Annotated in this window: 12 protein-coding genes; 6 read left to right on the top strand and 6 right to left on the bottom strand. The window is 72.0% G+C overall.

Annotated features, from left to right (window positions below; all coding sequences use genetic code 11):
• Positions 1 to 183: 183 nt before the first annotated feature.
• Positions 184 to 390 (bottom strand): hypothetical protein, encoded by a 207-nt coding sequence (locus tag IM770_RS00445; RefSeq protein ID WP_203579182.1) that lies wholly within the window; start codon positions 388 to 390, stop codon positions 184 to 186.
• Positions 391 to 509: 119 nt separating this feature from the next.
• Positions 510 to 1,901, bottom strand: a complete 1,392-nt coding sequence (locus IM770_RS18270; protein WP_504739208.1) for a DUF2510 domain-containing protein — start codon at positions 1,899 to 1,901, stop codon at positions 510 to 512.
• Positions 1,902 to 2,010: 109 nt separating this feature from the next.
• Between IM770_RS18270 and IM770_RS00435 the strand changes: the two genes are divergently transcribed.
• On the top strand, positions 2,011 to 3,234 hold the full coding sequence (locus IM770_RS00435; protein ID WP_239065593.1) for a Fic family protein: 1,224 nt from the start codon (positions 2,011 to 2,013) through the stop codon (positions 3,232 to 3,234).
• 20 nt (positions 3,235 to 3,254) lie between these two features.
• On the opposite strand, the gene IM770_RS00430 is transcribed toward IM770_RS00435, so the two are convergent.
• Both IM770_RS00430 and IM770_RS00425 read right to left on the bottom strand, forming a co-directional pair.
• On the bottom strand, positions 3,255 to 3,548 hold the full coding sequence (locus IM770_RS00430; RefSeq protein ID WP_203579180.1) for a DUF1905 domain-containing protein: 294 nt from the start codon (positions 3,546 to 3,548) through the stop codon (positions 3,255 to 3,257).
• A gap of 43 nt (positions 3,549 to 3,591) precedes the next feature.
• Positions 3,592 to 4,020, bottom strand: a complete 429-nt coding sequence (locus IM770_RS00425) for an SRPBCC family protein (protein ID WP_203579179.1) — start codon at positions 4,018 to 4,020, stop codon at positions 3,592 to 3,594.
• Positions 4,021 to 4,061: 41 nt separating this feature from the next.
• Between IM770_RS00425 and IM770_RS00420 the strand changes: the two genes are divergently transcribed.
• The 3 genes from IM770_RS00420 to IM770_RS00410 all read left to right on the top strand — a co-directional run bounded on the left by IM770_RS00420 (position 4,062) and on the right by IM770_RS00410 (position 7,255).
• The gene (locus IM770_RS00420; RefSeq protein ID WP_203579178.1) at positions 4,062 to 4,493 is read left to right on the top strand and encodes a DUF1294 domain-containing protein; all 432 of its coding nucleotides are present in this window, start codon (positions 4,062 to 4,064) and stop codon (positions 4,491 to 4,493) included.
• Positions 4,494 to 4,637: 144 nt separating this feature from the next.
• Complete coding sequence (locus tag IM770_RS00415; RefSeq protein WP_203579177.1) at positions 4,638 to 5,225, top strand: GNAT family N-acetyltransferase; 588 nt, start codon at positions 4,638 to 4,640, stop codon at positions 5,223 to 5,225.
• A 113-nt stretch (positions 5,226 to 5,338) separates the two neighbouring features.
• Complete coding sequence (locus tag IM770_RS00410) at positions 5,339 to 7,255, top strand: pectate lyase-like domain-containing protein (protein ID WP_239065592.1); 1,917 nt, start codon at positions 5,339 to 5,341, stop codon at positions 7,253 to 7,255.
• Positions 7,256 to 7,371: 116 nt separating this feature from the next.
• Here IM770_RS00410 and IM770_RS00405 read toward each other — a convergent pair whose 3' ends face one another.
• A complete protein-coding gene (locus IM770_RS00405; protein ID WP_203579176.1) occupies positions 7,372 to 8,364 on the bottom strand; it encodes an aldo/keto reductase in 993 nt (330 codons plus the stop codon).
• 149 nt (positions 8,365 to 8,513) lie between these two features.
• Here IM770_RS00405 and IM770_RS00400 point away from each other — a divergent pair, with 149 nt between their 5' ends.
• Entirely contained in the window at positions 8,514 to 9,629 is a 1,116-nt protein-coding gene (locus IM770_RS00400; RefSeq protein ID WP_307785324.1) for an FUSC family protein, read from the top strand.
• Between the two features lie 15 nt (positions 9,630 to 9,644).
• Here the strand turns inward: IM770_RS00400 and IM770_RS00395 are convergent, their stop codons facing one another.
• The gene (locus IM770_RS00395; protein ID WP_203579175.1) at positions 9,645 to 10,691 is read right to left on the bottom strand and encodes a L,D-transpeptidase; all 1,047 of its coding nucleotides are present in this window, start codon (positions 10,689 to 10,691) and stop codon (positions 9,645 to 9,647) included.
• A gap of 68 nt (positions 10,692 to 10,759) precedes the next feature.
• Here IM770_RS00395 and IM770_RS00390 point away from each other — a divergent pair, with 68 nt between their 5' ends.
• Positions 10,760 to 11,554 carry an NADPH-dependent F420 reductase gene (locus tag IM770_RS00390; RefSeq protein ID WP_239065640.1) on the top strand — a complete coding sequence of 265 codons (795 nt, stop codon included), beginning with the start codon at positions 10,760 to 10,762 and terminating at the stop codon, positions 11,552 to 11,554.
• The last annotated feature ends 595 nt before the right edge of the window (positions 11,555 to 12,149 follow it).

Below are 12,149 nucleotides of genomic sequence, written 5' to 3'. Positions count from 1 at the left end.
AGACTGTGCCTTCGGACGGCGTCAGCGAGCTCGGGATGCGTCGGTGCCCGGACGGCGTCGGCGTAATCGGACGGCCTCAGCCCTCTCTGACTTCTGACTGCGTCGGTGTGTTCGGACTGCGTCGGCGCGCTCGGACCGCCTCAGTGCTCGCTCGGCCTCGGCGAGCTCGGACGGGCATCCGGCTCAGACGCCGCCGCTGATGCGGGTCCAGGCGGCCTCGCCCTCGGCGCGGCGACTGGCGCGGTACGACGAGACCTCGTCGCCGGGGTCTCCGGCGCGCACGAGGTCGTCACGTGTCGTGCGCCGCGTGCGGATCCAGTGCACCGCCGCCCACACGAGCACAGCCGCGGCCAGCGCCAGAGCGATCACCAGCACGATGACGAGGTCCATACCGCGAGCGTGGCAGATCGTGCGCCGTCCCGATAGACCGGATTCTCGGTGTGCTCAGCGTGCGGACGCGCCCGCACGGCCACACCATGCGCGACTCGCCCGCACGAGCCGTCGGGGCCTCACGCGAGGATCGCCAGCGCCTGCTCAGTCGCGACGAACACCAGCCAGACCGCGAGTCCCAGCGACACCACCAGCGCGATCGCCGACAGCACCCGACTGGTGGAACGCTGCGCCGCGACGATGAGTCCGCCGACCGCGAGGAAGAACGCGCCGGACGCGAACGCGACGCTGACCAGGCTGACCAGCCCCGCAATGGTCCGATCCCAGTCGGCCAGCCACCCGACGACGGCCACGCCGCCGATCAGCGCCAGCACGATGAGCACGATCGCCGCCCGTGCCGCCACGTTCCGCGCGCTCGCCTCGGGCAAGCGCGGACGCATCTCGCCCACGTACGAACTCGACATCGGCTGATAGACGATGGGCGTCGGCGGCCGGTCGTCGGGAGGCAACGGCCTGCGGGGCGGGATCTGGTCGGGGTAGCGCTCCCCCTCCGCACCGCGCGCCGAGGGTCGGGTCGTCGTCGATGAAGCTGCCTCGTCGGTCGCGTCCTGCGGCGACCCTTCCACCGCAGAGGGCGGGACCGATGCCGCGACCCCGACCGGTGCGGTCGGCCCGCGATCCGTGCCGCCGCCTGTCGGATCATCGGTCGATTCGGGCGCGTCGCCGAGTGACGTCGGCGCCGGCCACGCGTGCACCGACGCCGACGAGTCCGCCTCCGGCACGGCCCGGTCATGCTCGACCCCAGCGTCACCCTCGCCCGATCCCGCCGGCGTGGAACGCGCATCCGCGAGCGACGACGGCGCCGGCCACGCGTGCACCGGCGCCGACGAGTCCGCCTCGGGCACGGCCGCGTCACGGTCAACACCCGAATCACTCCCGGCCGACTCCGCTGTCGGGCAACCTGCCTCGGCGAGCGACGACGGCGCCGGCCACGCGTGCACGGGCGCGGTTATGTCCTGAGCAAGCAGGCCATCCCCGGAAGCTCCCCGAGAACGCGCGTCGGTTGCCGGACGGTCATCGGGCGCCGCGCTCGACTCCACGCCATCCGCACCGCCGGTCGCCGGCCCCCTCGAGGCTCGCCGCGCTCGTCCGCCGCGCCGGGAAGGTGCGGCCGGCGTGGGCACCTCGCCGCTGAGTCCGGCTCGCTCAGGCGGCTCGGCGTCTGCCAGCGGCACGTCCGGCGACGCATCGGGCACCACGGGGGCCGCCCGCAGGGCCACACGCCGCTCGGCACGGCTCGCCGGCGGCGCGTCCACGGACGCCTGCCCCGGCGCATCCGCTGATGCCGCCGCCGCGGCTTGCGGCGAAGGATCAGCCGGGGACGCGGCATCCGTCATCGCCGGACGGATCTCATCCGTCCACGCGTCGCCATTCCACCACCGCACGAGATCAGCACGCGTCGCATCGGCGTACCAACCCGGCGGCGGTCCCCCCTGAGACCGGTCCGACATCATGCTCCCCAGCAGAATGATTCTCGAGCGCCAACATACCGGAGCCGCTCTCCTCGTGCAGAAGAACGACGCTCTGTCTTATTTCAATTCGGTCTCCTAAACTGAAACAATGACTGCCGCTGATTCAGCCGGTACGACGGGCTGGCCCGCCCACACGCGAGAGCCGCGCGAGTGGCGCCAATCGATGCGGGGCGGCAATCGCGAAGATCGGATGCTGCGGTCCGTGATCGTGGCGATCCCCCCGCGCATCGCGAGCCTGACTTTCGCGCCCAGCCCGCGGCTCACCGCCGCGTCGGAGCGGGCGCTGGTCGAGGTGCTCACGACCGACGGCGAGGCCCGGTCGCAGTCGCGCGCCCTCGGACGCTTCATGCTGCGCACCGAGTCGGTGGCGTCCTCCAAGATCGAACGGATCTCGGCGAGCGCGTCCGACTACGCCCGCGCCCTGGCCGGCAGCCGAGCCAACAGCAGCGCGACCAGCATGGTCGCGGCATCCGCTGCTCTCCACCGCCTCGTCGACCGCGCCGGCGAGACCGGCCGCATCACGCTCGACGACCTGCTCGCCGCGCACCGGACCCTGATGGCCGACGACTCCGCGGAGGCGTCGTATGCCGGCCGACCGCGCGACATGCAGAACTGGATCGGCGGCAGCGACCACAGTCCGCGCGACGCGCTCTACGTGCCCCCGCCGCCCGAGCTCGTGGGCGCCCTCGTCGACGACCTCGTCGCATGGTCCGCGCGCGACGACATGCCGGTGTTCGTGCAGGCCGCGATCGCGCATGCGCAGTTCGAGTCGATCCACCCGTTCACCGACGGCAACGGCCGCGTCGGGCGCGCGCTCGTCAGCGCCATCCTGCGCCGGCGCGGGGTCACGAAAACGGCCGTCGTGCCGCTGGCGAGCGGCATCCTGGCCGTGCGTGAAGACTACTTCGCCGCGCTGACGTCGTACCGCGACGGTGATCCGGCGCCCGTGATCGAGATGATGGTGCGCGCGGCCACCGCCGCCGCGATCGAGTCACGCGCTTCCATCTCGGCCCTGCGCGACCTGCCGTCGGAATGGCGGTCCCTCGTCGATACGTCCGCCGGTTCGGCCACCGACCGGCTGCTCGCCGCTCTGCTCGACGACCCCGTCATGTCGGGCGAAGACGCGATCGCCGCTCTCGGCAGCACCCCGGCGACCGCGTATGCGGCGCTCGACCGCCTCACCGAGGCCGGCGTCATCGCCGAGATCACCGGCCGCAAACGCGACCGCGTGTGGGCGGCGAACGACGTGATCGGCGAGCTCGACGACCTCGACCGTCGCATCCAGCGCCGCATGCTCGACATCTTGAGCTGACGCGGGCCGGCGAGAGCCCGTCAGCCGTCGAGCACCTCGAGCCGCACCGTCACCGGACCACCGTCGACCAGCCCTTCGGCCGCGCGCACCGCCTTCTTCAGCGGGAGCACGTACGCGTCCGACGACGGGAAGATCGACGTCGTCCACTCGCTGCCGCCGATGCGCGCCCGCACACGGACCGCCCCAAAACCCCGGTAGGGGCGCGGAATCTCGCGGATCTCTTCACTCAGCTCGGGCGGAACCGACGCGAAGAACCACGCGGAGTCCTCTCGCGCATCCCAGCGGAACACCTCGCCGTCGAACTCGATGATCACGACCCGACCGTACCGCCCGCCGGCGACATCGCGCCGCCCTCCTTCACAGGTGCTCGCCCGGAGGGCCGCCGTGGCGGTCGATCAGGCGCTGCAGGCAGCTCGACCAGCCCTCGATGTGCTGATCGCGCTCCTCCTGGGTCGCGAAGCCGGAGTGCCGCACGATCACGCGGGTCGAGGCATCCGCCGCCGCCTCCAGCGTGATCTCGACGTCCGTCGAATGCTCCTCACCCGCCCAGCGCCACGCGAGCCGCAGCGTGCGGGGCGCCCCGACGGTAAGCACCTGCCCCTCGACGGCGAGATCCGCGGGAGCCGATCGCACCTCCCACCGGCCGAGCTCCCGCAGTTCGACCACAGCCGTCGTCTCGAACCTCGGGGGCCAGAACCACTCCGTCAGGCGGCCTGCGACCGTGAACTCCCGCCAGGTGACGTCGACGGATGCCGCAACCAGCGCCTCTTCGGTCAGCTCATGCATGCCCACACGGTACGCCGGGGCACCCCCATAGGATCAAGTCCATGTCGCACCCTCGCCCGCGCGCCTCCGTCTCGGCACCCGAGCGGCCGGGGCGCGACCTCTCGAAGCCGCTCCCCTCGGCGCTCAGCTGGATCGTGCTGCTCGTGTTCGCGGGCGCCTTCGCCATCGCCTACGTGGGTTTCGACCTGCCCTGGTGGCTGCTCGCCGTGTACGGCGGCGCCAGCGTGGTCGCGTTCGCCGCATACGGGCTCGACAAGGCGGCCGCTCGACGCGGGGCGGGACGTGTTCCCGAGCAGACGCTGCTCATCCTCGGCCTGGTCGGCGGATGGCCCGGCGCGCTCGTCGCGCAGCAGCTGTTCCGCCACAAGACCCGCAAGCGCACGTTCCGCCGCGCGTTCTGGGGCACCGTCGGCGTCAATCTGCTCGTGCTCGGCGCGTACCTGTACATCGTCGCGCCGCCGTTCGGCCTCTGAGCGCTCGCTCATCGACCGGGGCGCCCTCTGAGCGGGCCGGCCGCCCTCTGAGCGGGCTGGACGCTGAGCCGGTCGCTCGTCCGTGCGCCGTCGGCGCGTGGGTGTCGGCGCGTGGGTGTCGGCGCGCAGCGATACTCTGCCGCCATGAACGCGCTGCGCTTCGTCCCCGCCAACGAGGCCTCGTGGGACGATCTGCAGACCATCCTCACGGGCGTCGCCGGCCGCTGCCAGTGCCAGCGCCAGCGGCTCGGCGACCACGACTGGTGGCACCTGCCCGAGACCGAGCGCGCGGCCATCCTCCGCGCCGAGGCGCACTGCGACGACCCCCGTGCCACGGAGACGATCGGCATCGTCGGCTACGACGGGGACGAACCTGTCGCGTGGTGCGCTGTCGATCGTCGCGGCGTCTACGGCCGGGTACGAGGATCGCCCGTCCCCTGGCAGGGACGCAGCGAGGATCCCGACGACGACACCGTCTGGGCGATCCCGTGCATGGTCGTGCGCCGGGGTCACCGGGGCGAAGGCCTCACCTACCCGCTCGTCGTGGCGGCGACCGAACATGCCCGCGCCCGCGGTGCGGCGGCCGTCGAGGGCTACCCGCTGCTGACGGGCGGCAGCAAGGTGACCTGGGACGAGATGAGCGTCGGCGCCCTCGGGCCCTTCCTGGCGGCGGGCTATCGCGAGGTCTCGCACCCCACCAAGCGTCGCGTCGTCATGCGCATCGACTTCTGAATCGAGCAAGCGTTCTCCGGAATCTGGGTCTTGAGACCGCTCTCACGTTTGGTTACAGTCCGGTAAGTAACCGGCATCCCGCCGCTTCATCACCTCAACGGAGAGGACTCCCCATGCCCGCCCCCGTTCCCCACTCCCCGGCGAGCTCGGCGCCCCGCACGGCACGGTCCGCGCGGATCGCTGCGGTGGCCGCCGGCGCCGCGCTCATCGCGAGCGCGCTGCTGGTCACGCCGGCCGTCGCCGCGCCGCCGCGCGCGGTGGACCCCTATCACCCCGACTTCGGGCCGAACGTCACCATCTACTCCCCCGACACTCCCGTCGCCGAGATCCGCGCCGAGCTCGACGCGCTGCACGCCCAGCAGGTCGACGCCGAGATGGGCACGGCCCGCCACGCGGTGTACTTCCTTCCCGGCGAGTACGGCTCGGCCGCCGAGCCCCTCCGGGTGAAGGTGGGCTACTACACCGAGATCGCCGGTCTGGGCGCGTCACCCGAAGACGTCACCGTGCACGGCGCCGTGGAGGTCTACAACCGGTGCCTCGCCGACGGCGGCACGAGCAACTGCCTCGCGCTGGTGAACTTCTGGCGCACGATCTCGAACCTGTCGATCGACATCGACAAGGCAGGGCAGGACGGCTGCCGCCAGAGCGCGGAGTTCTGGGCGGTGTCGCAGGCGGTGTCGATGCGGCGCCTCGACGTGTCGGGCGGCACGCTATCGCTGATGGACTACTGCACGGCCGGTCCGCAGTACGCCAGTGGCGGCTTCATCGCCGATTCGCGCCTGCCCGCCGTCGTGAACGGCTCGCAGCAGCAGTGGCTGATCCGCAACAGCGAGGTCGGCAGCTGGTCGAACGCGGTATGGAACCAGGTGTTCTCGGGTGTCGTCGGGGCTCCCGACGACTCCGCGTTCCCGAACCCGCCCTACACGACCGTCGACGAGACGCCGCTCAGCCGCGAGAAGCCGTACCTGTACGTGGATGATGACGGGCGCTACAACGTCCGCGTGCCCGCCGCGCAGCAGGACTCGAGCGGGATCAGCTGGGCCGACGGCGAGACGGCGGGACGCAGCATCCCGATCACCGACTTCTACATCGCGACCCCCGCCGACTCGGTGAAGGACATCAACAACGCGCTCGCCCGCGGCCAGCACCTGATCTTCACGCCGGGCGTGTACGACATCGACAAGACGATCCAGGTCAAGCGCGCCGGCACGGTGGTGCTCGGACTCGGCCACGCGACCCTCACCGCGGTCGGCGGCGCCGTGCCGCTCGAGGTGAACGACGCCGACGGCATCGTCGTCGCGGGCGTCACGATCGACGCCGGCACCGAGCTCTCGCCGGTGCTGCTGCGCGTCGGCAAGGCGAACGGCGGCAAGAAGCTCGACCCGTCCAACCCGATCACGCTGAGCGACGTGTACTTCCGCGTCGGCGGCCCGCACATCGGCAAGACGACCACGGCGCTCGAGATCAACGCCGACGACGTGCTCATCGACCACACCTGGGTGTGGCGCGGCGACCACGGCGTCGAGGGCTTCGACCCGACGGACGGCGTCAACGGTGACAACGAGCGCTGGGCGACCAACACCGGCACCAACGGCGTCATCGTCAACGGTGACGACGTGACGGCGACCGGACTGTTCGTCGAGCACTTCCAGCAGTACAACACGCTGTGGAACGGTGAGAACGGCCGTGTGATCCTGTACCAGAACGAGCTGCCGTACGACCCGCCGACGCAGGCGGACTGGACCCAGCCCGACGGCACCCTCGGCTACCCGGGCTACAAGGTCGCCGACGACGTCACGACGCACCGCCTCGACGGCGCCGGCGTGTACGTGTTCAACCAGAACAACCCGTCGATCATCACCGAGAACGGGTTCGAGGTGCCCGAGGCCCCGGGCGTGCAGCTTCACCACATCATGACGGTGAACCTGTCTGCCGGAACCGTCCGGCACGTCGTCAACGGCGTGGGCGGACAGGCCGACAACACCAACACCGGCACGCCGCAGTTCGTGGTGGACTACCCGCTGCCGTAGACCAAGCGGCCGTGAGCGGAGGGCGCTCCGGCGCCCGAAGACGGAACGCGCCTGACCTTGCGCAAGGTCAGGCGCGTTTCGTCTCGCTTCGCTCGCTCAACGACCGGCGGTGGAACTCACCAGAGCGGGTGGATCGACGCGCGCAGGTCGCGGTCGTAGACCTCGCGGACCACGCGGTCGAACGCGCCGATGTCGAAGCCGTCTTCGAGGAGCTCGCCGGCCGTCGCGTTGGACTCCGCCTGGCGGACGTTGCGCGCGCCCGGGATGACGCTCGTGACTCCCGGCTGCGCGGCGATCCACGCCAGCGTTGCGGCGGGCAGCGACACCCCCTCGGGCAGCGCTGCGGCCAGCTCGGCCGCGGCAGCGAGCCCGGTCTCGAAGTCGACGCCAGAGAACGTCTCGCCACGGTCGAACGCCTCGCCGTGCCGGTTGTAGGTGCGGTGGTCGTTGGCGGCGAACGTCGTCTCGGCGGTGTACCGGCCCGACAGCAGGCCCGACGCGAGAGGCACGCGCGCGAAGATCGCGACGCCCGCCGCCTCGGCGGCGGGCAGCACCTCGTCGAGCGGCTTGAGCCGGAACGGGTTGAAGATGATCTGCACGTTCGTGACGTTCGGCCGCGAGATCGCGGCGAGCGCCTGCGCGCACGTCTCGACCGACACGCCGTAAGCGGCGATCGTGCCGTCGGCGACGAGTGCGTCGAGGGCGTCGTACGTGGCGTCGTCCTCGATGACCGCGGTCGGTGGACAGTGCAGCTGCACGAGATCCAGCGTGTCGACGCCGAGGTTCGCGCGCGAGCGATCGGTCCAGGCCCGGAAGTTCTCGGGTGTGTAGTTCTCGGGCTCCTGCGCGAGGCGGCGGCCCATCTTGGTGGCGACGGTGACGCCGTGCCCCGGGCGTGCGGCGAGGAAGCGGCCGATGAGCGACTCGCTCCGCCCGTCGCCGTAGACGTCGGCGGTGTCGAAGAGGGTGACGCCGCGATCGACGGATGCCGCGAGCACCCGCTCCGCCTCCTCCTCCGACACGGCACCCCAGTCGGCGCCGAGCTGCCAGGTGCCGAGGCCGACGGCCGAGACCGAGCGTCCGGTGCGTCCGAGTGCGCGCTGCTGCATGAGGATCCTTCAATCCGAGAGGCGGGAGGGGTTCCAGCATCCCACGCCCCCGCTGCACCCAGTCGTCCACGACAGTCGGGATCGCGCTCGGTTAACGCGGAAGGGTCGCGGGCGCAACCCCGCCGATGCGTTCGCAGACGGTGGCTATCGTGGCCTTCGGTCTACGGGAGGAGACGGGCATTTCCGAGCGCACTGAGCCCCTGAGACGGGCGGTCTCGTACACGGCGCGGCTCGCCCAGCAGCCTCGCCTGCTGCTCGCGATCAAGACGTCGCTCGCGGCGGTGCTGGCCTGGTACCTCGCACCGCTCATTCCTTTCCTCGACGACCAGTACTCGTACTACGCGCCGCTCGGCGCGCTCGTGACGATGTACCCGACGGTCGCCCGCTCGGCGAGGGTCGGCTTCCAGGTGATGATCGGCCTCGCGGTGGGCATCGGGCTCGGCCTCTCGGGAGTCGCGGCGCTGCGGCTGGGTGTGCCGGGCGGCGTGGTGCTGGGCGCGGTGATCGGCGTGGGCGTGCTGCTGGGCGGACTGCGGCTGCTCGGGGACGGCGGCGACTGGGCCCCGCTCGCCGCGCTGTTCGTGCTGCTCATCGGCGGCGCGACCGACCCCGAGGAGTTCTCCATCTCGTACCTGGGAACGGTCGCGTTCGGCGTGATCGTGGGAATCGCGGTGAACCTCATCGTGGTGCCCCCGCTCTACTTGCGCAGGGCGAGCGAGCGGCTGTCGGCACTGCGCGACACGGTCACCGATCTGCTGACGGATGCCGCGACCGCCGTGGCCGACGATCAGATCAACCCCGATCGCTTCATCGCCCGGCTCGACGCCCTCGGCGAGACGCGCGACGCGGTCACCGCCGACGTCGATGAGGCGGACGAGAGCGCCCGCGCGAACCCTCGCCGTCGCCGGCACGGGGACGAGCGCGAGGAGAACACCCGGCGCATGGAGGCGCTCGAGCGCGCCGCGTTCCTCACCCGCGACCTCATCGACCTGCTGCTGGAGATGCAGGCCTCCGGCAATGCCGACTTCACCGCCGCGGTCCGTGACGATCTCGCCCGCGCCATCCGCGCCGCCGCGGAGCTCGTGGCGACGCCGCTCGGCGATCCGGACGCATCCGGCCGGCTGCGCGCCGCGACCGACGCGCTGGCGAACTATCAGCGCGCGCTCGGCGAGCCCGTGCCAGGCACCCGAGCCGAGATCGCGGCGGGCGCGGCGGTCGAGCTGTGCCTGCGACGCATCATCGACGTGTCCCGGCCGTTCGTGTGAACCCCGCGGGCGCGCTCAGGGGTTGACGATCACCGGCGTGCCGAGGGGAAGCTCGGCGAGCCGCGTGATCGCGGCGGCGTCGACGCGGATGCAGCCGTTCGAGATCGGCCCCGAACGCGCGTCGTGATAGTGGAAGGCCGCCACCGCGACATCCGCTCCGCCGAAGCCGTCGAGAGTCGGAGACTGCACCGCCCAGTACACGATCGGGTGGCCCCGGGTGTAGCCGTACTCCGGCACGGTCCGCGTCGTCATGATGAACGTGCGGCCCATCGGGGTCGGTGTGGCGTCGGTGCCCCACGCGAAGTCGGTGGCGATGCGCTCGGCGACGCCGCCACGGACGACGTCGATGGTGCGTCCCGAGATGCTCACGACGACGCTGGCGTCGTCGGCGGCGAGGTCGACATCGGCCACGCGCAGCCAGCCCGCGACCTGCGCCGGGTTGCCCTGCGACGGCACGGCCTGCCGGCCCGTGAGCAAGACCTTGACCCAGTGCTCCTGCTGCTCGACGACCGGCACCGAGGTGCCGTCGTACGGATACTCGCGCGGCAGGTAGGCGACGGGCTCGCGCGTCGGATCAGTCCACACCGGCGCGCCGATGCCCCTCGCGACCGCCCGCACCGCGAGCGGCGGCGCAGAGGCCGCATCGTCGACCGAGAGCGCCGGGATCACCGCGAACACGTTCACCTGCGGCAGCGTCGTCACGTCGTACGCCGTGGCGTTCGCCGCGAATCCGGTCGGCGTGGGGGTCGGAGTCGGTGTCGGGGTGGGCGTCGGAGCCGGGGTTGGGCTTCGGGTGGGTGCCGCGGTGGTCGCCGCCGGGGGCGCGGACGCCTCGGTGCCGGGCGACTGCAGCAGCCACACCACGAGGATGCCGGCGACCAGCAGCAGCGCGGCGAGCACGACGAGCAGCCACGCGCGCCGGCGATCCGGCGGCGGCTCGTCGCCGTGCGGCGCGACGCCCTGCGGCCCGTCGCCGTGCGGTGCGACGTCCTGCGGCCCGTCGCCGTGCGGCTCCCCATCCGGCCGGTCGGCCGGCGGCTCGCCCGTCTCGGCATCCCCCATCTCCCCATGGTCGGTCGGGACGACGGATGCCGCAACCGCCGGTGGCTGGCTAGCCTGGGCCGGTGAGCATGGAAGGCGGCGCGGTCGGCGGCGGCGCGGTCGGCGGCGGCGCGGTCGGCGGCGGCGGCGTGGTCGGCGGCGGCGCCCCCGGGATCGGCGCGATGGGAATCGGCGCTGTGGGAATCATCGGCGCCGGACGGGTCGGGCAGGTGCTCGCCCGACTCGCGCGAATCGCGGGCCATGAGGTGCTCATCGCCGGCTCGGCGGATCCGGCGCGGATCGCGCGCACGATCGAGGCGGTCGCGCCGGGTGCGAGGGCGATCGACGCGGCGACGGTCGCACGCGGCGCCGATGTCGTCATCCTCGCGCTGCCGCTCCCCCAGCACCGCGTGCTGTCGGCTGCCGATTTCGGCGGCAAGATCGTGATCGACGCGATGAACTATTGGTGGGAGGTCGACGGCCTCCTTCCCGACTTCGCCGACCTGCGCACGTCGACCAGCGAGACCGTGCAGCGGGCGCTGCCGGAGGCGCGCGTCGTGAAGGCCTTCAACCACATGGGGTACCGCGACCTCGCCGACGAAGCGAGGCCCGCCGGCGCCCCCGGTCGCAAGGCCATCGCCGTCGCGGGCGACGATCAGGAGGCCGTGGCCGCCGTGATGCGGCTCGTCGACGAGCTGGGGTTCGATCCGGTGCCCGCCGGTCCGCTCGCCGCAGGCATCATGCTCGAGCCCGGCGCCGAGGCGTTCGGCGCCGACGTCGATGCCGCCGAGCTCAGAGAGATGCTCGACCGCTTCCCGACCTCGCAGCGCGGCATCCAGGTCGCCCGCGCCCGCAACTCCGGCCCCGACTCCCCCGGCCGTTGAGCGAGCGAGAACCGAGCGAGACGAAACGCGCCAGTCCGCCCGCAATATCGGCCCCGGTCGAACCCCCTCAATCCCGAGGCGTCCGGCATCGCCGATGCGTTTCGTCTGCGGGCGCGAGAGCGCCCTCCGCTCAACGGCCGGAAACCGACCCCTCGCCCCGGCCGTTGAGCGAGCGAGGAACGAGCGAGACGAAACGCCCCCAGCCCGGCCGCAACACCGGCCCCGATCGCAGCCCCGTCAATCCCGAGGCGTCCGGCATCGCCGAGGCGTTTCGTCTGCGGGCGCTGGGGCACCCTCCGCTCAACGACCGGAAACCAACCCCTCCCACCGGCCGTTGAGCGAGCGAGGAACGAGCGAGACGAAACGCCCCCAGCCCGGCCGCAACACCGGCCCCCGATCGCAGCCCCGTCAATCCCGAGGCGTCCGGCATCGCCAATGCGTTTCGTCTGCGGGCGCTAGAGCGCCCTCCGCTCAACGACCGCCAACCAAGCCCTCCCCCCGGCCGTTGAGCGAGCGAGGAACGAGCGAGACGAAACGCCCCCAGCCCGGCCGCAACACCGGCCCCGATCGCACCCCATCGATCCCGGGCGTCTGC

This window comes from Microbacterium hibisci, assembly GCF_015278255.1.
GTDB lineage: Bacteria > Actinomycetota > Actinomycetes > Actinomycetales > Microbacteriaceae > Microbacterium > Microbacterium hibisci.
Note: the sequence above shows the minus strand (reverse complement) of the source record. Positions and strands in the feature narration are given on the sequence as shown.

Bases quoted from the DNA above. Each gene is read 5' to 3' on its own strand.
- IM770_RS00395 (WP_203579175.1), bottom strand. From the start codon at position 10,691: ATGGGGGATGCCGAGACGGGCGAGCCGCCGGCCGACCGGCCGGATGGG.
- IM770_RS00425 (WP_203579179.1), bottom strand. From the start codon at position 4,020: ATGCATGAGCTGACCGAAGAGGCGCTGGTTGCGGCATCCGTCGACGTC.
- IM770_RS00405 (WP_203579176.1), bottom strand. From the start codon at position 8,364: ATGCAGCAGCGCGCACTCGGACGCACCGGACGCTCGGTCTCGGCCGTC.
- IM770_RS00435 (WP_239065593.1), top strand. From the start codon at position 2,011: ATGACTGCCGCTGATTCAGCCGGTACGACGGGCTGGCCCGCCCACACG.
- IM770_RS18270 (WP_504739208.1), bottom strand. From the start codon at position 1,901: ATGTCGGACCGGTCTCAGGGGGGACCGCCGCCGGGTTGGTACGCCGAT.
- IM770_RS00415 (WP_203579177.1), top strand. From the start codon at position 4,638: ATGAACGCGCTGCGCTTCGTCCCCGCCAACGAGGCCTCGTGGGACGAT.
- IM770_RS00390 (WP_239065640.1), top strand. From the start codon at position 10,760: ATGGAAGGCGGCGCGGTCGGCGGCGGCGCGGTCGGCGGCGGCGCGGTC.
- IM770_RS00410 (WP_239065592.1), top strand. From the start codon at position 5,339: ATGCCCGCCCCCGTTCCCCACTCCCCGGCGAGCTCGGCGCCCCGCACG.
- IM770_RS00445 (WP_203579182.1), bottom strand. From the start codon at position 390: ATGGACCTCGTCATCGTGCTGGTGATCGCTCTGGCGCTGGCCGCGGCT.
- IM770_RS00420 (WP_203579178.1), top strand. From the start codon at position 4,062: ATGTCGCACCCTCGCCCGCGCGCCTCCGTCTCGGCACCCGAGCGGCCG.